Genomic DNA, 18,943 nt, shown 5'->3' on the forward strand with positions numbered 1-18,943 from the left:
TCGTGCACGCGTTCGACGTCCTCGGCGATCCGGTCCGCCGCCGCATCCTGGAGCTGCTCGCCGCCGGCGAGCAGCCGGCCGGGGCGCTCGGCGAGATCGTGCGGCGCGAGTTCGGCATCAGCCAGCCCGCCGTCTCGCAGCACCTCAAGGTGCTGCGCGAGCACGGGTTCACCACCGTGCGCGCCGAGGGCACCCGCCGGCTCTACGCGGTCGACCCCGGCCCGCTGCGCGAGATCGACGCGTGGCTGGCCGGCTTCCGCCGGTTCTGGGCGCCGCCACTGGCCGCGCTCGCCACCGAGCTCGCCCGGGGCCGCCGCGAACGCCGGCTGCGTGAGCACGAACCCGACGACGAGAGGACCAACCCATGATCGACGTGACCGGGCAGATCAGCGCCGTCGAGCGCCGGATCGGCGACCGTACGCTCCCCGCCGGGCAGGCGCGGGTGCTCACCATCGCGCAGACGTACGACGCGTCGGTGGAGGACGTCTTCGACGCCTGCACCAACCCGGAGCGGATCCCGCGCTGGTTCCTGCCGGTCTCCGGCGACCTGAGCCTCGGCGGCCGGTACCAGTTGGAGGGCAACGCCGGCGGGACCGTCGAGCGCTGCGACCCGCCGCACGGGTTCGCCGCCACCTGGGAGTTCGGCGGCGAGGTCAGCTGGATCGAGGTGCGGCTGCGCGAGGCCGGGCCGGGGCGTACCCGCTTCGAGCTGGAACACGTCGCACACGTCGACGACCAGCGGTGGGCCGAGTACGGCCCGGGAGCGGTCGGCATCGGCTGGGACCTGGCGCTGGTCGGCCTGGCCTCCCACTTCGCGCCCGAGGGCGTCGGCGTGGACCCGGCCGCGGCGGCCGAGTGGATGGCCTCGCCGGACGGGCTCCGCTTCGTCACCGAGTCCGGCGAGAGGTGGACGACGGCGAGCGTCGCCGCCGGCACTCCGGCAGACCAGGCACACGCCGCAGGCGAGCGGGTGACGGCCTTCTACACCGGCGCCCCCACCCCCTGACCATCCCCACCCTCGCCGATCTTGCAGTTTCGGCCCCCAGGATGTCCGGTTGGCGGAGTTTGCCAGGTCCCAAACTGCAAGATCGGCGGGATGTCGGAGGGGTGGGGCAGACTGCCGGGTATGCCGATCCGTTCCGTCGCCGACCTGATCGCCACGCTCGACACCGGAGAGACGGTCAAATATCTGCACTTCTGGGGGCACCGGCCGCAGCGCGACGGCAGCGTCGGCGCCGGCTGCCTGAGCCAGTGGTGGCCGGCGGCGTTCACCGTGGACGGTCGGGAGTACGCGACCGCCGAGCACTGGATGATGTGGCACAAGGCCATGCTCTTCGGCGACCACGAGATCGCCGGGCGGGTGTTGGCGGCCACGCACCCGCACCGGGCCAAGGCGCTCGGCCGGCAGGTCCGCGACTTCGACGAGGCCACCTGGACGGCCCGCCGCTTCGACATCGTGGTGGCCGGCAGCGTGGCCAAGTTCGGGCAGCACGACGAGCTGCGGCGGTTCCTGCTCGGCACCGGCGGCCGGGTGCTGGTGGAGGCCAGCCCGACGGACCGGATCTGGGGCATCGGCCTGGCCGCCGACGACCCGCGCGCGGGTGACCCGGCCACCTGGCGGGGTGACAACCTGCTCGGCTTCGCCCTGATGCGGGCGCGCGACGCGCTCGCGCGCGCGAGCAGCCGAGCGCCTGACCGGCCGGCCGGGTAACGTGCTGCGGCGTGACCGCGTACTCGCACTGTTCGTTCTGCGGCGCGGCCTACCCGGCCGACGCCGGCTGGCCGCGTGTCTGTTCGACCTGCGGCGAGACGGTGTGGCGCAACCCGCTACCGGTCGCGGTGGCGGTGCTGCCGGTCCGCACCCCCGACGGGCTCGGCGTGGTGGTCGTACGCCGGGACATCGAACCGGCGCGCGGGCAGCTCGCCCTCCCCGGCGGCTTCGTCGAGTACGGCGAGGAGTGGTCCGAGGCGCTGGTCCGCGAGCTGCGTGAGGAGACCGGGCTGCTCGCCGAGGCCGACGAGACGCGGCTGTTCGCGGTGCACGGCGCCCCGGCCGGCGGCACCATGATGATCTTCGGCGTGCTGCCCGAGCGGCCGGTGGGCGACCTGCCGCCGTCGGCGCCCACCGAGGAGGCGACCGAGTGGCTGGTGCTCACCGAGCCGGTCGAGCTGGCCTTCTCCACGCACACCCGGGTGCTCGCCGACTTCCTCGCCGGGCCACGGTCGGACTGATTCCGACCTCGGGCGACCGGACGCAAACTCCTATTGTTTGAATAGGAAAGGCAGCGTCGCCCAGCCCGGAGGTCACCCGTGAGCCGTTCCCCGTCACCCGCCGAAGCCGTCCACGACGCCGAACGGAGCCGGCAGTGGCTCGCCGGCGAGGCGCACGGCGCGGGCGTCGACCGCGCGCGGCTGCTGGAGCTGGGTGCCGCCATGGCCGCGGTGACCGCCGCCGCCGCGGAGCGCGAGCCGGTCGCGGTGGCGCCGGCCCCGGTCGGCGTCGACCCGGGTACGCCGATCGCCAAGCCGCTGCCGGCGGCGCTGCTGCGCCCGTTGGACACCAACGCCGAGATGCGCTGGTCGGCGATGGCCGGCCAGGGGTACGTGGTGCCCAACGACCGCTTCTTCGTCCGCAACCACACCGTCACCCCCCACCTCGACCCGACGACCTGGCGGCTGCGCCTGTTCGGCGACGGCCTGCGCGGCGCGCCCACCCGCGACGCCCCGGTCGAGTTCGGCCTCGACGACCTGCGCCGGCTGCCCGCCGAGGAGGGCGCCGCGCTGCTGGAGTGCGCCGGCAACGGGCGGCGGCACTTCGCCGAGCAGCAGGACCAACCGGCCCCCGGCGTGGCCTGGGGGCTGGGCGGCGTCGGCGTGGCCCGCTGGCGCGGCGTGCGGCTGGGCACGGTGCTGCGCCTGGCCGGGCTGCGCGACGAGGCGGTCGACGTGATGCCCGAGGGCCTCGACCCGCACTACGTGACCGGCGGGGTCGATCTCGGGCCGGTGCGCCGCCCGCTGCCGGTCGCCAAGGCCCTCGACGACGTGCTGCTGGCGTACGAGATGAACGGTGAGCCGCTGCCGGCCGACCACGGTTTCCCGGTGCGGGTGGTGGTGCCCGGCTGGATCGGCATCTCCTCGATCAAGTGGGTGGGACCGGTCGAGGTCTCCACCACTGCCCTGTTCTCGCCGTGGAACACCCAGTTCTACCGGCTGTTCGGCCCCGGGCACCCGGCCGACGGCACGGTGCTCGGCGCGCAGCCGGTGAAGAGCGCGTTCGAGCTGGCGTGGGACGCCCGCGTCCCGGCCGGCGAGGACGTGCTGCTGCGCGGCCGCTCCTGGTCCGGCAACGGCCCGATCGAGCACGTCGAGGTGGACACCGGCGACGGGTGGCGACCGGCCGACCTGGTCGCGACCGACCGGGGTGGCCCCTGGCAGCGCTGGACCGCACGCTGGCGTCCGCCGGCCGCCGGCCGACACGTGCTGCGCGCCCGCGCCACCGACCGCACCGGCGCCGGCCAGCCCGACCGGGCCGCCCCGAACGACCTCGCGTACCTGTTCGACGCCGTGGTGGCGCACCCGGTCACGGCCTGCTGACCGCCAGGTAGCCGGGCGGCACGGTGTCGGTGAGCCACACCCCGTTCGCGGAGCGGTAGAACAGGTAGCCGTGCGCGGCCATGGTTCCGGCGTCGACCGCGAGCACGGCCACCGCGCCGCCCCGGCGCGCGCCGACCCGCCGGGCCGTCGCCACGTCGGGCGACAGGTGTACGTGGTGGCGGCGCCCCCGGCGCAGCCCTTCGGCCCGGATGGCGGGCAGTACGTCCTCGGCGGTGCCGTGGAAGAGTCGGCCCGGCGGCGTCGTCGGGGTCAGGCCGAGGTCGACCGGGACGGAGTGCCCCTGGTTGGCGCGGATGCGGTCGGCGCCGTCCGGGCCGGCCTCGACGGCGAAACGCTGCTTGTCGTTGCCGGCCACCACGGCGTCGAGGTCGGCACGGCTGATCCGCAGCGCGGCGAGCAGGTCGGCGACCGGCGTCCAGCCGGCCCCGTCGAGCGTCAGCTGGAACCGGTCGGGGCGGTGGCGCAGCGCCAGCGACATGCGCTTGCTCACCCGGACCAGGTCGCGATGTTCCATCCGGACAGTGTGGAGGCTCGGCCGCACGGCGTCGATCGGGTTCTCGTCAGCGGTCCGGCCGTGAACGCATCGCCACCGGCAGGCGGCCGGTCGGCGCTCTGGCCGGCGGCCGGTCCCGACCCGTGGGCCCGGAGGCGGGGCCGGCGGCGGTCCGCTCAGCGGATGGCCGCCGACGTCGGGGCGACCATCAGGCCGGCGGCGTCCACCACCTCGAAGTCGCCGCCGCGCAGGCGGTCCAGCGCGTGCAGGGCGTCGTTGTCCCAGCGCGGGTCCGGGGCTCCGGAGATGTACCAGGCGGAACCGTGGTCGGCCACGATCAGTCCGTGGCGACGCATCGCCTCGGCCACGATCCGGGCCTGCCGCGGCAGCCCGGACAGGTCGACCGAACGCTTGAGCCGCAGCCGCTGGCCGAGCTGCGGCAGCGCCGGGTCGGTGGCCGACGAGGCGGAGTGGCTGGCCGGCCACGTCCAGCCGGTGCGGGTGCGTGGCACGGTCACCCGGATCGCGTGGTCGATCCGACCGGCGGCCACCTCGTCGTAGCGCACCAGCCCGGCCAGCACGGACAGCCCGGCCGCGTCCGCGGAGGTCCAGCCGGCCCGGCGCATCCGGTTGGACCGCAGGTCGAACACCGCGCCCGAGCCGGCCTGCCACCCGGCCCCGGAGCGGTGCGCGTCGAACAGTTCGTACGCCCGGCAGGCGCTGCGGTCCCAGACGATCACGTGCCGGTCGCCGGTGCCGGACGGGCCGCCCTCGACCTGCGCGTCGGGCGGGATCGGGTACGGCCCGCTGTCGCTCTCGTCGGCGTACCCGAAGGTGACCGGCACCCGCCGTTGCCCGGCCGGGACGACGGTGACCGGGATGCCGATCGGCGCGCCCTCCCACGTCCCGGAGCCGAAGTCGGCGTGCACGGTGGCGTCCGCGCCGATCGCGCCGACCATCGCGGCCGACCGGGTGTGCACCGGCAGCCGGGTCACGTCGGCGTGCCACACGTTGTCGGCCGGGAAGACGGCGCACCCGGCCGACGCGCTCGGCCGGGCCCCGATCCCGGTACGCGCGGCCGGTGACGGCGCTCCCGACGTCGTGCCAGCGGCACCGGGCGCGATGGTGGCGCCGCCTCTCGTCGCGCCCGGTGCGCCGGCGCCGGATGCGTCGGTGCTGGACGAGTTGCTGCCGGATGCGCTGGTGCCGGGTCCCGACGCGTCGGGATCGGTGCCGGAGGTGGAGCACCCGGCGGTGACCAGGGCCAGCACGGCGACGACAGCGGCGCGGCGAGGGCGGAGGCGGAGCATTCCGGCGATCCTGCCCCAGCCCGCTCTCCCCAGCAACCACCCGCCCCTTCACCGCCCCCGCTCGACACGGCCCCGTTCGGCCCCGCACCCGCCGATTCCGCTCCCGCATTCCAGGAACTGTCTCCCACCACTTAGAAAACGCGAAGATCTTGGTACGAAAAGGCCCCTATGGGGGCCGTTCGCTACCAAGATCTACGCGCGGAGGCGGAGTCGACAGCGCGTGCGGGTGGTGCGGGGCCGGGTGATGGGTTGGGGCGCTGGCGAAGGGCTGGCACTCCGCCGCGTGGCGACCTGGTGGGACAGGCCTGTGAGCGGTCAGGCTGCGGCACCCTCCGCGTAGACGGCGCTGTGGGCGGTCAGGCGGCGGCGCGTTCCGGCAGCGTACGGCGACGCTGGGACGGGTCGATGAGCGCGGGCGGGGACCAGACGCCGTCGGGCTGGTACAGGTTCACCCCGGGCGGGACGATCTCGTCGATCCGGTCGAGCACCGCGTCGTCGAGCGTCAGCGCCGCCCCCGCGAGCAGCGCGTCCAGCTGGTCCATGGTGCGCGGCCCGATGATGGTCGAGGTGACCGCGGGGTGCGCCGCGGTGAACGCCACGGCGAGCTGCGGCAGCGTGCAGCCCACCTCGTCGGCGAGCGCGACGAGCTGCTCGGCGGCGGCGTACTTGGCGGCGTTGCCGGGCAGCGCCGGGTCGAACCGGGCCGGGGTGCGCGCCGGGCGGCCCGAGGTGAGGTCCACCGGCTTGCCCTGTCGGTACCGCCCGGACAGGAAGCCGGAGGCCAGCGGGCTCCACACCAGCACGCCCATCCGGTAACGGCGGCACACCGGCAGCACCGACGCCTCGATCCCCCGGGCCAGGATCGAGTATGGCGGCTGCTCGGTGCGGAACCGGCCGAGCGCGCGCCGTTCGGCGACGTGCTGCGCCTCGACGATCTCCTCCGCCGGGAACGTCGAGCAGCCGAACGCCCGGATCTTGCCGGCGCGGACCAGGTCGCTGAGCGCGGCGAGCGTCTCCTCGACGTCGGTGGTGTGGTCGGGTCGGTGCACCTGGTAGAGGTCGATCCAGTCGGTGCCCAGCCGGCGCAGGCTGTCCTCGACGGCGCGGACGATCCACCGGCGCGAGTTGCCGCCCCGGTTGGGCCCTTCGCCCATCGGGAAGTGCACCTTCGTGGCGAGCACCACGTCGTCGCGCCGGCCCCGCAGGGCCTTGCCGACGATCACCTCCGACTCGCCCGCCGAGTACATGTCGGCGGTGTCCACCATGTTGACGCCGCGGTCGAGCGCGGCGTGCACGATGCGGGCGCAGTCGTCGTGGTCGGGGTTGCCGACGGCGCCGAACATCATCGTGCCGAGGCAGTGGACGCTGACCTCGATGCCGGTGCCGCCGAGAACGCGATAGCGCATGTGGACTCCATGGTGGGTGACGCCGCGCTGACCGGGCGGCGGCCGGTCCGGTCACCGTAGGAGTTCGAGTGCGCTGGAGGTCAACGGTCGCCGGCGGCCTCCCCGGCGCCGGCAAGGTAGCCGGCCGCCTGCAGCTCGAACAGCTCCCGGTAGGGCCCGGCCTGCGCCATCAACGCGTCGTGGTCGCCGTGCTGCACGAGCCGGCCGTGGTCCAGAACGAAGATCTGGTCGGCGTGCCGGACGTTGGCCAACCGGTGGGTGATCAGAACGACGGCCCGGTCCGGACGCCGCCGCAGGTGTTGGAAGAGCGCGTGCTCGGCCCGCGCGTCCAGCGCGGCGGAGGGTTCGTCGCAGATCAGCAGTCGGGCGTCGCGGTAGAGGCCACGGGCGGCCACCAACCGCTGCCACTGCCCGCCGGACAGGTCCTGCCCGTCCTTGAACTGCCGGTCCAGCAGCGTGTCGTAACCGAAGGGCAGTTCGCTGATCATGTCGTGCGCGGCGGCCTCCCGGGCTGCGGCCTCGACGCTCGGGCCGTGGCCGTCGGCCCGGTCGTGCCGGCCGACCCGGATGTTCTGCCGGGCGGTGAACGGGAACTTCCACCAGTCCTGGCTCATCACCGCCACCTGGGCGGCGACCTGGCGTGGGTCCAGCTCGGCGGCGTCCACCCCGTCCCAGCGGATGGCGCCGCCGGTGGGCCGGTAGAGCCCGGCGATCAGCTTCGCCAGCGTGGTCTTGCCGGACCCGTTCTCCCCCACCAACGCGACCACCTCGCCGCGCCGGATGGTGAGGCTGACCTCGTCGACGGCGGCGCCGTCGGTGTCCGGGTAGCGCAGGCTGACCCGGTCGAGGTCGATGCGCTCGAACCCGTCGACCGGTTGCTGCCCGCCGGTCGGTGTGCGCCGCCCGGCCCGGTCGAGGAAGTCCCGGTAGTCCTGGTAGTAGAGGGCGTCCTCGTAGAGCGAGTTGGTGGCGAAGACGGCGGTGCGCAGGCTGCTGCGGGCGGACTGGAGGGCGAGTAGCGCGGTGGCCGCCGCGGCCAGCGCCACCACGCCGGTGAGCAGCAGCCCGCCGAGCACCGCGTAGACGGCGAACGCGGCGACGCCGGTCACCGACAGGCCCATCGCGCGGGTGACGGTCTGCGAGCGGGCCAGCCGCAGCTGGGCCTGGGTCTCCACGGTCATCATCCGGTGGTATTCGGCGAGCAGGAAGTCGCGCATCTGGTAGGCCCGGATCTCGGCGGCGGTGTGCCGGTCGGCCATCAGCCGGGCCAGCATGAACATCCGGCGACGCCGGGTGATCCAGGCCAGGATCGCGAGGTACTGCCGACGGGCCAGCTTGACCGCGGTGACCGCCTCGGGCACCGCGGCGAGCAGCAGGCAGGGCAACAGCACCGGCTGGACGACGGTGACCGCGGCAGCGGTGGCCAGCACGCCCACCACCCCGGTCACCAGGTTGACCGTGTGGTCCACGATCGACGCCGCCTCGGCCATGCCCCGGTCGCGGGCGCGGTCCATCTCCTCGGCGAAGCCCGCGTCGTCGAAGGCGGCCAGCTCGACGGCGGTGGTCGCCTCGAAGAGCCGGAGCTCCACCTGGTAGTTGATCTGCGGGATGAGCCGGGCCTGGGCCCAGCCCGCGGCCACGGTCAACGCGCCCCGGCCGGTCACGGCGACGGCCGCGAGCAGGAGCGCCGGCAGGGCCGCGCGGATCCGGTCGGGCGTGGGGCCGGCGGCGAAGAGCTGCCGCAGCACGCCGGTGGTGGCGAGCAGGCCGCACGTGGTGAGCACGCCGGCGGCGATGTTGAGCCCGATCGAGGCGGCGGTGTCCCGGCGGCTGGTCGCCCAGGCGAGGCCGACGGCCTCGCGGACGAGCGCGGGCAGCCGGCGGGCCACCGCCCAGAAGCTGGTGTGCGCGAACTCGGTGGCCCGGTTCATCCAGTGCCCGTCGGCCAGCTCCGGCAGCGGAGACTCCCCGGCCGCCGCGTCCTCCGCCGACGCGCCCCCGTCGGACGGCGGCCGGGGGCCGATCACCGTTGCCATACACGCCTCCTCCGCACGGCCAGCCAGAGGGAGCTTACGGTGAGCTACCACTCGATGTCTCCCTGTGTTCGGCGTGTCGAACAGGTGTCGCAACGGCGTGTCCCACCCCTCCCGGCGGGGCGCCCACAGGGTGGGCGATGTCGCGTCGCGTCGCGCGTACCGGCCCCGGGTGGCAGGCTGGTGGGGTCGCGGGCGCGGGCCCGCCGACCGCCCCGTCGCGAAGGAGAAGATCGACCCGATGGCTGTGGACGTCACCACCACGGACGAATGGCAGGCGCTGCGCAAGCACGCCGAGGCGATGCGCGGCACGCACCTGCGCGACCTCTTCGCCGCCGACGGGCAGCGGGGCGAACGGCTCACCGGCGCGGTCGCCGACCTGCACGTGGACTACAGCAAGAACCTGGTCACCGACGAGACGGTCGCGTTGCTCGTCGCGCTCGCCGAGCGGGTCGGCCTGGCCGGGAAGATCGCGGACATGTTCACCGGGCGGCACATCAACGTCACCGAGGACCGGGCCGTGCTGCACACCGCGCTGCGCCTGCCCCGCGACGCCTCGCTCACCGTGGACGGCCAGGACGTCGTCGCCGACGTGCACGCCGTGCTGGACCGGATGTCCGCCTTCGCGCAGCGGGTACGGTCCGGCTCGTGGCGCGGCCACACCGGCGAGCGGATCACCACCGTGGTGAACATCGGCATCGGCGGGTCGGACCTGGGCCCGGTGATGGCGTACGAGGCGCTCAAGGCGTACCGGGACGCGGGGATCAGCTGCCGGTTCGTGTCCAACATCGACCCGACCGACATCCACGACAAGACCGCCGACCTGGACCCCGCGCGCACCCTGTTCGTGGTGGTGTCGAAGACGTTCTCCACCCAGGAGACGCTGGCCAACGCCGACCAGGCTCGCCGCTGGCTGCTCGCCGGGCTGGACGCCGACGACGACGCGGTGGCCCGGCACTTCGTCGCGGTGAGCACCAACGAGCAGCGGGTCCGCGACTTCGGCATCGACCCGGAGAACATGTTCGGCTTCTGGGACTGGGTGGGCGGGCGCTACTCGCTGCCTTCTGCGGTCGGCCTGTCGGTGATGCTGGCGATCGGGCCGGACCGGTTCCGGGAGATGCTCGCCGGCTACCACGCGGTCGACGAGCACTTCCGGTCCGCCCCGGTCGAGCGCAACGTGCCGGCGCTGCTCGGCCTGCTCAACGTCTGGTACACCGACTTCCTCGGCGCGGAGACCCACGCCGTGCTGCCGTACGCGCAGTACCTGCACCGGTTCCCGGCGTACCTGCAGCAGCTCACCATGGAGAGCAACGGCAAGTCGGTACGCGTCGACGGTTCCCCGGTCACCTACCCGACCGGGGAGATCTTCTGGGGTGAGCCCGGCACCAACGGGCAGCACGCGTTCTACCAGCTCATCCACCAGGGCACCCGGTTGATCCCGGCGGACTTCATCGCGTTCAGCCGGCCCAACCACGACCTGGGCGACATGCACGACCTGTTCATGTCGAACTTCTTCGCCCAGACTGCCGCGCTGGCCTTCGGGCGGACCCGCGAGCAGGTGGAGGCGGAGGGCACCGCGCCCGAGGTGGTGCCGCACCGGGTGATGGCGGGCAACCACCCGACCACCTCGATCCTGGCGCCGAAGCTCACCCCGGCGACGCTGGGCCAGCTGATCGCGCTCTACGAGCACATCGTCTTCACCGAGGCCGCGGTCTGGGACATCAACGCCTTCGACCAGTGGGGCGTGGAGTTGGGCAAGGTCATGGCCAACCAGCTCGCGCCGAAGCTGACCGGCCCCGACCCGGACCTGGCCGACGTGGACACCTCCACCGCCGAACTGATCCGCCGCTACCGCGCCGAACGCGGCCGGAACTGACCCGACCGACGGCACCCGGGCGGTCTTCCGCCCGGGTGCCTTCGTGAGCTGCGGAAACGCACGACCCCGTTATGGTTGCAAGGACATCGTCGGGTGCCCATTCCCCGACAGTGGACACAATTCCGCCGCACCCGCCTTGACCCGCCCGGCGAGCCGCCGCAACCATGGACGAGCCGACATCGGTTCGCATTCCGAGGTCGGCGCGGCGGGCCACCCCTCCGGTGGTCGCCGTCGACCACGGGGACCCAACGGGGAATGGTTTCCGCACGTCGTGCGCCTGGCGATGGCGCGCGCCGGCGGATCCGACGCCGATCCGGACGGCATTCCAGGCGCTGACCGCGCCCATTTCCCGAATTGTGATCCGTTGTGGAGACGGCATTTCCCGCCGCCATTCACCGACGGATCACATCGGGGGAAGTCGTGGATCAGATCCTGTACTGGAACGAGGTCGCCCTGGAGGCGAACCGGGTCACCCACACCACGGGTGACGCCGGCGAGGCGCGGTCCCAGGGCCCGGTGGGCAGCGCCCGCGCGCTGGCCGTCGCGCACCTGGCCATGCACGACGCGCTCGTCGGGCTCACCGGCGCGTACGAGCCGTGGTCGGGTGACCGGCTGCCGCAGCCGCCGGCCGGGGCCGACCCGGACGCCGCCGTCGCCGCCGCGGCCCGGACCGCGCTGGCCGCCCTCTACCCGGCGCAGCGGGGGTTCCTGGAGGCACGTCACCTCGCCGCCGGGCTGGTCGCCGGCAAGCACGACGCGGCCGGGCACGACTACGGCCGGCGGGTCGCCGAGGAGGTGCTGCGCCGGCGCGCCGCCGACCCCGGCCTCGACGACGACGGGTACGTGCCGTCGCTCGCCCGGCAGCGCCACCGCGTCGACCCGGACAACCCGGGCCAGGGCTTCCACGCCCCCTTCTACGGCGCCCGGTCCCGCTGCTTCGCGGTCACCACCCGCCACGAGCTCGACGAGCCGCCGCGGCCCGGCGACCGGGCGTACGAGCGGTCGCTGCGCCAGGTGCGCGGCAAGGGCATCGCCCCGCACCTGGCCGGCACGCTGCCGGACCGGCTGCCGCGGCGCACGGCCGCCGAGACCGCCGTCGGGCTGTTCTGGGCGTACGACGGCGCGCGCGGCATCGGCACCCCGCCCCGGCTCTACAACCAGATCGTCCGGGCCGTGGCCCGGGCGCGGGGCAACGACGTGACCGCCAACGCGAGACTCTTCGCACTGGTCAACGTGGCCATGGCCGACGCCGGCATCCTCTGTTGGACGGAGAAGTATCGCCACGACCTGTGGCGCCCGGTGGTCGGCATCCGGGAGCACGACGGCGCGCTGGGCCCGACCGGCGTCGGCGACGCGGCCCTCGACGGGGCCGCCGACATCGGCTGGCTGCCGCTCGGCGCGCCGCACACCAACAGCGTCGGGCAGAAGAACCGGACGCCGAACTTCCCGGCGTACCCCTCCGGTCACGCCAGCTTCGGGGCCGCCGCGTTGCAGTCGGTCCGGCGCTTCTACGGCCAGGGCGACCACGGCCCGGACGACCTGGCCGACGGGCTGGAGTTCGTCTCCGACGAGCTGAACGGGGTCAGCGTGGACAACACCGGCACGGTCCGGCCGCGCTGGGCCCGCCGGTTCCCCGACGGCCTGTGGCAGATGATCGAGGAGAACGGCCTGAGCCGGGTCTACCTGGGCGTGCACTGGTCGTTCGACGCGTTCGCGCTGGACGACGACGGCCGGGTCGACCTCGGGCGCAACGTCGGCGGGGTCCGCCTCGGCCTGGAGGTCGCCGACGACATCGCCGCGCACGGGCTGCGCGCCGACGCCGCCGCCGGGCCGGCCGAGTCCTGACCCGGAGCGGCCCGAATCCGGGCGTCGCCGCTCGCCGGGGGTCACCGCTCGCGGGGGCCGCCGATCGGACGGTCGTCGTGCCGCGCGCCACGGGGGTGTCCGCGGCACGACGACGCCGGGTCAGGGGCGCAGGAGGTCGGCGTGGGCGGCGCGGAGCCGGGCCAGCGCCGGATCGCCGGCCGGCACCCGCCGCTCCAGCTCGGCCCAGGCCTCGGCGAGCGCGTCGGTCAGCGCGCGCAGCTCGGCGGCGTGTCGTCGGCCGGACTGCCGGTGCAGCTCCTCCAGGCGGCGGGCCCATCCGGCGCTGACGGCGCTGACCCGGTCGGCGTCGGCGCGGGCCTGGGCCGCGGTGCGGGCCGCCGGCGCGGGCACGATCGCGGCGATCGGACGCGGGTCGCCGTCGCGGGTGACCACGGTGACGGTGTCGGTCAGCTCGGCGAGCGAGACGAGTTGGGTGAGCCGGGTGCGGACCTCGCGCAGCGGCAGGGCGCGCGGCTGGGGAGACCGGTCGGCCAGTGCGGGGACAGCCATGGACACATGTTGACGTCCGGGTACGACAAGAAACCGTCTCAGGTCGTCCACTCGGGCGCCAGCACGGACCAGACCTCCATGTCGGCCCGCCCCTCCGGCACCGGCGCGGCGCCCCGGAGCACCCCGTCGCGGCGCATGCCGAGCCGGCGGGCCACGGCGATGCTGCGCTCGTTGCCGGCCCGGGTCACCCACTCGACCCGGTGGATGCCGCGTTCCCGGACCGCCCAGTCGATGACGACCCGGGCGGCCCGGGTGACCAGACCCTGCCCCTCGGCGGCCGGCTCCAGCCAGCAGCCGGCCTCGCACACCCCGCGCGCGGTGCTCAGCGACACCAGCAGCACTCCCCCGACGAGGGTGCCGCGCTGCCAGATGCCCCAGATGCCGCCGTCGTCACGGGCCCAGCGGTCGGCGTACGCCTGGAGGACCGTGCGGGCCGACGCGGCGTCGGTGGCGACGAAGGACGCGCCGACCCAGGGCGCGATGTGCTCGCGGCAGCGGTCGAGGTTGGCGAGGAACTCGTCGGCGTGCCAGGGCTGCAACGGGCGCAGCTCGGCGTCGTCGGTCAGGGCGAGCGCGAACATCCGTGCAACCTACCGGCCGGACCGGCCGGCGCGCGCCCGGATTCCGCCGGTCACTGTCGCATCTCGTACGCGCCGGCCAGGTCGACCACCCGCTGCCACACCCGGGCCGTGCGGTCGGTGTCGACCACCGGCCGGCGGACGTGGGCGAGCGCCCAGGCGGCCTGCTCGTCGGTGGTGGACGCCCTGCCGTGCAGCTCGGTGGCGTACCCGGAGAAGTCCCGGACCAGCAGGTCGAAGATCTCGTCCCGCAGGGCCGCGTCGAGGCCGGTCAGCTCGGCCTGCTCCAGGATCAGCTGGCCGTAGACGACGAGCGCGAAGAGCTGGCCGATGGTGAGCAGGAAGTCCAGGTCACGCTGCTGCGTCTCGTCCGGCGCGTGCGCGGCGAGCAGCGCGACCAGTCCGTCGGCCTGCTCCCGGAAGCGGGCCACGTTGGGCAGGTGGGCGTGCGCGTCGTAGGCGGCACGCCAGTCGTGGAAGCGGATCGCGCCGAGCCCCCGGGCCGGGCCCTGACGGAAGAGGAACTCGTCGTCGGCCGCGTCGCGCCGGGTCGGCACCGCCGGGTGCGGCTGCGGCCGGAACAGGTAGTTCGGCATGAACTTGAGGATCAGGGCCAGGTTGACGTGCACCGTGCCCTCCAGCTTCGGCAGGCCGCGGATGTCCTTGGCGGCCTTGTCGAAGTAGGTGTCGGCCTCGAAGCCCTTCGCGGCGATCACGTCCCAGAGCAGGTCGATCACCTTCTCACCCTCGGTGGTGACCTTCATCTTGGTCATCGGGTTGAACAGCAGGTAGCGACGGTCGTCCGGGCCGGCCGAGCGGAAGTAGTCCACCGCCCGGTCGCTGAACAGCTTCATCGCCACCAGGCGGGCGTACGCGTCGGTCAGCTCGCGGCGCACGTGCGGGAAGTCGGTGACCCGCCGGCCGTAGAGCACGCGGCCGTGGGCGTGGGTGACCGCCTCGTACATGGCGTGCTCGCAGATGCCGATGGACGCGGTGCAGAGGTTGAACTTGCCGACGTTGACCGTGTTCAGCGCGGCGTCGAACGCGGCCGGGCCGGTGTGCAGCACGTCCTCGGCGCGCACCGGGTAGTCCTCCAGCCGGAACTCGGAGACGTACATCTGGGCGTTGACCACGTTGCGGACCAGCCGGTACGCCGGGTGCCGGCTGTCGGCGGCGAAGAACACGTACCCCTCGGGGCCCTCGACGTCGGCGCGCCGGCCGAAGACCGAGACCAGGCCGGCGACGTTGCCGTTGCCGATGTAGTACTTGCCGCCGGTGGCCCGGAAGCCGCCCTCGCCGTCGGGGGTGAGCAGCATGTCGGTGGCGTAGATGTCGGCGCCGTGCGACCGCTCGGAGAGCGCGAAGGCCGTCACGTGCCCCTGGTCGAGCAGCTCGGCGGCACGGGCCCGGGCGGCGGCGTTGCCGCTCTGCCAGACCGGCCCGAGGCCGAGCACGGTGACCTGCCAGGTGTACCAGTAGCCGAGCCCGTAGAAGCCGAGGATCTCGCTGAGCGCGGCGTTGCGGGCGGTGTCCCAGCGCTTGTCGGGGTCGTCGCCGCCGTCCGCGGACGGGGTGAGGAAGGTGGCGAAGAGCCCTTCCCGGGCGGCGAAGGCGAGAAAGTCGGCGTACCACTCGTGGGTGTTGTAGCTGTCGACCAGGGCGCGCTTGCCTCGGGTCTCGAACCAGTCGACGGTGGCGCGCAGCAGCCGGCGCGAGGTCTCGTCGAGGTCGGCGGGGTCGTAGCGGTGCGGGTGGAACAGCAGCGGGTCGCTCACGCGGGTGGCCTTTCCGGGTCGGGGTCGAGGGCGCGGAGGGTGGCCAGGACGTCGTCCAGCCAGGCCAGCACCATCCGCTCGTACGCGATGCCGCCGCGCAGCACGACGTGCTGCAGCGCCGCCCGGGCGTCGGGTGCGACGGCGTCCGGGAAGTCGCGGCGTTCGCCGGCCAGGTAGCCGGCGAGGACGGTCTCGTGGTCGGCGCGGTAGCGCTCGACCTCGGCGACCAGGGTGGCGCGCCCGGCGGCGTCGTCGAACGCGGCGCCGCGGATCTTGACGGCCAGCTCGTGCCGGACCGCCTCCGGTCGCACCGGGGCGTGCAACCAGCCGCGCAGCGCGGCCCGGCCGGTCGGGGTGACCGACCAGACCTTCTTGTCCGGCAGGCCCTCCTGGCCGACCTCCTCGCCGGTGATCCGGTCGTCCTCGGCCATCTGCTTGAGGACGCGGTAGATCTGCTGGTGGGTGGCGGTCCAGAAGCGGCCGATCGAGCGGTCGAAGCGCCGGGCCAGCTCGTAGCCGGAGGCCGGCCGCTCCAGCAGCGAGACGAGGATGGCGTGCTCCAGCGACATGCCGGCCATCATGCTATGCACTTTGTTGCATAGCAAGCCCCGGGTCCGGTCGGGTAAGGCACGGTGCGTGAGGGTGGTCATAACGGCTGGACGGCCGACACGGACCTGCTGCTAGCCTTCTGGGCAGGTCATGAGCGCCAGCGTCAAGCCCCGGCTCGCTGGCCGGCAACCCTCCGCCACGGTGGGGTGCTCCGGGTGAGGACCAGGCGCCGGCAGCCGTCGGCGCAAGCGTGGCCTGGCACCCAGGTCAGCCCGACCGACCAGGGAGACCGATGTTCGCACCACCCTCCACCCGCACCGGCGACACCGCCGCGCGCCCGTCCGGCGTCACGCTGGTCAGGCGCCGCCACGTCGACCTGATGCGGGTGTGCAGCGACGCCTGTCGCGACGCGCGCTGAGCGACCGCTTCCCCTCTTCCCCGATCCACCCTTCCCGGCCCCGCCGTGCCCGGCGGCGCCGGCACCGGCACGCATCCCGCGTGTCCGTCCACTTTGGAGATAGATCGTGCGTATCCGTACCGTCCTGACCCGCGCCGCCGCCGTCGGCGCCGCCGCCCTGCTCGCCGCCACCGCGCTGACCGGCTGCGGCGGGAACGACTCCACCGACGGGGCCGCCAACCCGTACGGCCTGCTCCAGCCCGGGGTGATCCGGGCCGGCACGCTCACCGACGCGCCGCCGAACGTCTATCTCAAGGACGGGAAGTTCACCGGCTTCGACAACGACCTGCTCACCGCCGTCGCCGGCAAGGTCGGCCTGAAGGTCGAGTTCGTCGGCACCGACTTCTCCGCCCTGCTGTCGCAGGTCAACAACCGCAAGTTCGACGTGGGCAGCTCCTCGATCACCGTCACCGAGGCCCGGAGGAAGACCGTCGACTTCGGCAACGGCTACGACTTCGGCTACTTCGGCCTGGATGTGCCGGCCGGCTCCGCGATCACCGGGTTCGACCAGCTCGCCGGCAAGCGGGTGGTGGTCGTCCAGGGCACCGTGCAGGACGACTTCGCCACCCGGGAGAAGCTGAACCCGGTGCGGGTGCCCGACTACAACGGCGCCGTCAACCAGCTCAAGGCCGGCACCGCCGACGCCTGGATCGCCCCGGCCGAGATCGGCGACAAGTCCGCCGCCGACAGCAACGGCAGGATCACGGTGGCGGCGAAGCAGCTCAGCCCGGCCCCGACCGCGTACGCCGTGGCCAAGGGCAACGACAAGCTGCGCGAGGCGCTGGACAAGGGGCTCGACGAGGTGATCGCCGACGGCACCTGGAGCCGCCTGCAGGCGCGGTACTACCCGGGCCGGCCGATCCCGGCCGACTTCACCCCCGGCAGCGGCTCGGTCCCGGTGCCGTCGCCGTCGGCCGCCTCCTGAGCGGACGACCGGATTCGAGCGGGGCGGACGGAGGAACGATGGATCCACTGAGCACCCTCTGGGAGACCTTCTTCGACGGGGACTCGATGCGCGAGGCGCTGCCCGAGATGCTGACCGTCGGGCTGCCCAACACGCTGATCCTGGCGGTCTCCGCCGCCCTGCTCGGTTCGGTGCTGGGCATGCTGCTGGCCGTCGCGGGCATCTCGCGTACCCGGTGGTTGCGGTGGCCGGCCCGGGTCTACACCGACGTGTTCCGCGGCCTGCCGGCCGCGGCGACCATCCTGCTCATCGGCGTCGGCCTGGCGCCGCTGGGCATGCAGGTGTGGGGACCGAACCCCTACCCGCTGGGCGTGCTGGCGCTGTCCCTGATCGCCGCCGCCTACCTGGGCGAGGTCTTCCGAGCCGGCATCCTGAGCGTGGAGGCGGCCCAGTTGGAGGGCGCGCGGGCGCTCGGCTTCTCCTGGGCCGAGTCGATGCGGCTGGTGATCATCCCGCAGGGTGTCCGCCGGGTGCTGCCCGCCTGGGTCAACCAGCTGATCGCGTTGATCAAGGACTCCAGCCTGGTCTACTTCCTCGGCCTGCTGGCCAGCCAGCGGGAGCTGTTCCGGATCGGGCAGGACTACGCGGCGAACACCGGCAACCAGTCCGCGCTGCTGCTGGCCGGCCTGTTCTACCTGGTCCTGACCGTGCCGTTGACCCACGCGGTGAACTGGCTGGACCGGCGGCTGCGGCAGGGCCGCCCAGCCGCGCCGCCCGAACCGGAGACCGAGCCGGCCGCCCTGACCCCGTCCGGAAAGGACCTGCGATGACCACCACGACCTCGGTGAGCCTGGCCGTGCGCGACGTGCACCTGGCGTTCGGCGCGCACCGGGTGCTGCGCGGCGCGGACCTGGACGTGGCCCGGGGCGGCACGGCCTGCGTGATCGGGCCGTCCGGCTCCGGCAAGTCCACGTTGCTGCGCACGATCAACCGGCTGATCGAGCCGGACCGGGGCGACGTGCTGCTGGACGGACGCAGCGTGTTGGGCGACGACCCGGACGCGTTGCGGCAGCGGATCGGCATGGTGTTCCAGCAGTTCAACCTCTTTCCGCACCTCAGCGTGCTGCGCAACGTCACGCTCGCGCTGCGCAGGCTGAAGAAGCTCGACGAGGACGAGGCGGTGGCGCTCGCCCGCGCCCAGCTCGACCTGGTCGGGCTGGCCGCGAAGGCCGACTCCCGGCCGGCGCAGCTCTCCGGCGGCCAGCAGCAGCGCGTCGCCATCGCCCGGGCGCTCGCGCTGCGTCCGCAGGTGATGCTCTTCGACGAGGCCACCTCGGCGCTCGACCCCGAGCTGGTCAAGGGCGTGCTCGCGGTGATGGCGGACCTCGCCGCCGGCGGCATGACCATGGTGGTGGTCACGCACGAGATGGGCTTCGCCCGCACCGTCGCCGACACGGTCGCGTTCATGGACGCCGGCGTGGTGCTGGAGGCCGGGCCGCCGGCCGCCGTGTTCGAGGCGCCCGAGCACCCGCGGCTGCGGCGGTTCCTGTCCCAGGTGCTGTGAGCGCGGG

Annotated in this window: 19 protein-coding genes and 1 riboswitch; of the genes, 11 read left to right on the forward strand and 8 right to left on the reverse strand. The window is 73.8% G+C overall.

Annotation, left to right across the window (positions count from 1 at the left end; genetic code table 11):
- Positions 1 to 2: 2 nt before the first annotated feature.
- The 5 genes from O7600_RS05925 (at position 3) to O7600_RS05945 (ending at position 3,594) form a co-directional block, all read left to right on the forward strand.
- The gene (locus O7600_RS05925; protein WP_281592669.1) at positions 3 to 368 is read left to right on the forward strand and encodes a metalloregulator ArsR/SmtB family transcription factor; all 366 of its coding nucleotides are present in this window, start codon (positions 3 to 5) and stop codon (positions 366 to 368) included.
- A complete protein-coding gene (locus O7600_RS05930) occupies positions 365 to 1,006 on the forward strand; it encodes an SRPBCC family protein (protein WP_281592670.1) in 642 nt (213 codons plus the stop codon). The genes O7600_RS05925 and O7600_RS05930 overlap by 4 nt, the downstream gene beginning before the upstream one ends.
- A gap of 120 nt (positions 1,007 to 1,126) precedes the next feature.
- The gene (locus O7600_RS05935; RefSeq protein ID WP_281592671.1) at positions 1,127 to 1,711 is read left to right on the forward strand and encodes an NADAR family protein; all 585 of its coding nucleotides are present in this window, start codon (positions 1,127 to 1,129) and stop codon (positions 1,709 to 1,711) included.
- An 11-nt stretch (positions 1,712 to 1,722) separates the two neighbouring features.
- On the forward strand, positions 1,723 to 2,232 hold the full coding sequence (locus O7600_RS05940) for an NUDIX domain-containing protein (protein WP_281592672.1): 510 nt from the start codon (positions 1,723 to 1,725) through the stop codon (positions 2,230 to 2,232).
- A 78-nt stretch (positions 2,233 to 2,310) separates the two neighbouring features.
- A complete protein-coding gene (locus O7600_RS05945) occupies positions 2,311 to 3,594 on the forward strand; it encodes a sulfite oxidase (RefSeq protein WP_281592673.1) in 1,284 nt (427 codons plus the stop codon).
- Here O7600_RS05945 and O7600_RS05950 read toward each other — a convergent pair.
- From O7600_RS05950 to O7600_RS05965, 4 genes are all read right to left on the reverse strand, one after another.
- Positions 3,581 to 4,129, reverse strand: coding sequence for an RNA 2'-phosphotransferase (locus tag O7600_RS05950; protein WP_281592674.1), 549 nt, complete (start codon positions 4,127 to 4,129; stop codon positions 3,581 to 3,583). The genes O7600_RS05945 and O7600_RS05950 overlap by 14 nt on opposite strands.
- Positions 4,130 to 4,284: 155 nt before the next feature.
- A complete protein-coding gene (locus O7600_RS05955; protein ID WP_281592675.1) occupies positions 4,285 to 5,418 on the reverse strand; it encodes a hypothetical protein in 1,134 nt (377 codons plus the stop codon).
- A gap of 356 nt (positions 5,419 to 5,774) precedes the next feature.
- Positions 5,775 to 6,824 (reverse strand): aldo/keto reductase, encoded by a 1,050-nt coding sequence (locus O7600_RS05960; RefSeq protein WP_281592676.1) that lies wholly within the window; start codon positions 6,822 to 6,824, stop codon positions 5,775 to 5,777.
- An 80-nt stretch (positions 6,825 to 6,904) separates the two neighbouring features.
- A complete protein-coding gene (locus O7600_RS05965; RefSeq protein WP_281592677.1) occupies positions 6,905 to 8,860 on the reverse strand; it encodes an ABC transporter ATP-binding protein in 1,956 nt (651 codons plus the stop codon).
- A gap of 238 nt (positions 8,861 to 9,098) precedes the next feature.
- On the opposite strand from O7600_RS05965, the gene pgi reads away from it, so the two are divergent.
- Both pgi and O7600_RS05975 read left to right on the forward strand, forming a co-directional pair.
- On the forward strand, positions 9,099 to 10,733 hold the full coding sequence (gene pgi / locus O7600_RS05970) for a glucose-6-phosphate isomerase (protein ID WP_281592678.1): 1,635 nt from the start codon (positions 9,099 to 9,101) through the stop codon (positions 10,731 to 10,733).
- Between the two features lie 420 nt (positions 10,734 to 11,153).
- On the forward strand, positions 11,154 to 12,578 hold the full coding sequence (locus O7600_RS05975) for a vanadium-dependent haloperoxidase (protein WP_281592679.1): 1,425 nt from the start codon (positions 11,154 to 11,156) through the stop codon (positions 12,576 to 12,578).
- A 120-nt stretch (positions 12,579 to 12,698) separates the two neighbouring features.
- Here the strand turns inward: O7600_RS05975 and O7600_RS05980 are convergent, their stop codons facing one another.
- From O7600_RS05980 to O7600_RS05995, 4 genes are read right to left on the reverse strand one after another with little or no spacing between them, the layout of a single operon-like run.
- Positions 12,699 to 13,109, reverse strand: coding sequence for a type II toxin-antitoxin system Phd/YefM family antitoxin (locus O7600_RS05980; protein WP_281592680.1), 411 nt, complete (start codon positions 13,107 to 13,109; stop codon positions 12,699 to 12,701).
- Positions 13,110 to 13,147: 38 nt separating this feature from the next.
- Positions 13,148 to 13,690 (reverse strand): GNAT family protein, encoded by a 543-nt coding sequence (locus O7600_RS05985; protein WP_281592681.1) that lies wholly within the window; start codon positions 13,688 to 13,690, stop codon positions 13,148 to 13,150.
- A gap of 50 nt (positions 13,691 to 13,740) precedes the next feature.
- Entirely contained in the window at positions 13,741 to 15,462 is a 1,722-nt protein-coding gene (locus tag O7600_RS05990; protein ID WP_281592682.1) for an acyl-CoA dehydrogenase family protein, read from the reverse strand.
- On the reverse strand, positions 15,459 to 16,031 hold the full coding sequence (locus O7600_RS05995) for a PadR family transcriptional regulator (protein WP_281592683.1): 573 nt from the start codon (positions 16,029 to 16,031) through the stop codon (positions 15,459 to 15,461). Before O7600_RS05995 ends, O7600_RS05990 begins: the two co-directional genes overlap by 4 nt.
- A gap of 126 nt (positions 16,032 to 16,157) precedes the next feature.
- Positions 16,158 to 16,268, forward strand: a riboswitch (SAM riboswitch).
- A gap of 35 nt (positions 16,269 to 16,303) precedes the next feature.
- Here O7600_RS05995 and O7600_RS06000 point away from each other — a divergent pair.
- The 4 genes from O7600_RS06000 to O7600_RS06015 all read left to right on the forward strand — a co-directional run bounded on the left by O7600_RS06000 (position 16,304) and on the right by O7600_RS06015 (position 18,936).
- Positions 16,304 to 16,429, forward strand: coding sequence for a hypothetical protein (locus O7600_RS06000; protein WP_281592684.1), 126 nt, complete (start codon positions 16,304 to 16,306; stop codon positions 16,427 to 16,429).
- 106 nt (positions 16,430 to 16,535) lie between these two features.
- Entirely contained in the window at positions 16,536 to 17,393 is an 858-nt protein-coding gene (locus O7600_RS06005; RefSeq protein ID WP_281592685.1) for an ABC transporter substrate-binding protein, read from the forward strand.
- A gap of 38 nt (positions 17,394 to 17,431) precedes the next feature.
- Positions 17,432 to 18,202: an amino acid ABC transporter permease gene (locus O7600_RS06010; RefSeq protein WP_281592686.1), complete on the forward strand. Its 771-nt coding sequence runs from the start codon at positions 17,432 to 17,434 to the stop codon at positions 18,200 to 18,202.
- Entirely contained in the window at positions 18,199 to 18,936 is a 738-nt protein-coding gene (locus O7600_RS06015; RefSeq protein ID WP_281592687.1) for an amino acid ABC transporter ATP-binding protein, read from the forward strand. Before O7600_RS06010 ends, O7600_RS06015 begins: the two co-directional genes overlap by 4 nt.
- The last annotated feature ends 7 nt before the right edge of the window (positions 18,937 to 18,943 follow it).

Source organism: Micromonospora sp. WMMA1998 (assembly GCF_027497375.1).
In the GTDB taxonomy this organism is placed as follows: Bacteria; Actinomycetota; Actinomycetes; order Mycobacteriales; family Micromonosporaceae; genus Micromonospora; species Micromonospora sediminicola.

Excerpts from the sequence above, each read along its gene's own strand:
- O7600_RS05930 (WP_281592670.1), top strand. The coding sequence starts at position 365 with ATGATCGACGTGACCGGGCAGATCAGCGCCGTCGAGCGCCGGATCGGC.
- O7600_RS05935 (WP_281592671.1), top strand. The coding sequence starts at position 1,127 with ATGCCGATCCGTTCCGTCGCCGACCTGATCGCCACGCTCGACACCGGA.
- O7600_RS05950 (WP_281592674.1), bottom strand. The coding sequence starts at position 4,129 with ATGGAACATCGCGACCTGGTCCGGGTGAGCAAGCGCATGTCGCTGGCG.
- O7600_RS05955 (WP_281592675.1), bottom strand. The coding sequence starts at position 5,418 with ATGCTCCGCCTCCGCCCTCGCCGCGCCGCTGTCGTCGCCGTGCTGGCC.
- O7600_RS05960 (WP_281592676.1), bottom strand. The coding sequence starts at position 6,824 with ATGCGCTATCGCGTTCTCGGCGGCACCGGCATCGAGGTCAGCGTCCAC.
- O7600_RS05965 (WP_281592677.1), bottom strand. The coding sequence starts at position 8,860 with ATGGCAACGGTGATCGGCCCCCGGCCGCCGTCCGACGGGGGCGCGTCG.
- pgi (WP_281592678.1), top strand. The coding sequence starts at position 9,099 with ATGGCTGTGGACGTCACCACCACGGACGAATGGCAGGCGCTGCGCAAG.
- O7600_RS05980 (WP_281592680.1), bottom strand. The coding sequence starts at position 13,109 with ATGGCTGTCCCCGCACTGGCCGACCGGTCTCCCCAGCCGCGCGCCCTG.
- O7600_RS05985 (WP_281592681.1), bottom strand. The coding sequence starts at position 13,690 with ATGTTCGCGCTCGCCCTGACCGACGACGCCGAGCTGCGCCCGTTGCAG.
- O7600_RS05995 (WP_281592683.1), bottom strand. The coding sequence starts at position 16,031 with ATGTCGCTGGAGCACGCCATCCTCGTCTCGCTGCTGGAGCGGCCGGCC.
- O7600_RS06000 (WP_281592684.1), top strand. The coding sequence starts at position 16,304 with ATGTTCGCACCACCCTCCACCCGCACCGGCGACACCGCCGCGCGCCCG.
- O7600_RS06010 (WP_281592686.1), top strand. The coding sequence starts at position 17,432 with ATGGATCCACTGAGCACCCTCTGGGAGACCTTCTTCGACGGGGACTCG.
- O7600_RS06015 (WP_281592687.1), top strand. The coding sequence starts at position 18,199 with ATGACCACCACGACCTCGGTGAGCCTGGCCGTGCGCGACGTGCACCTG.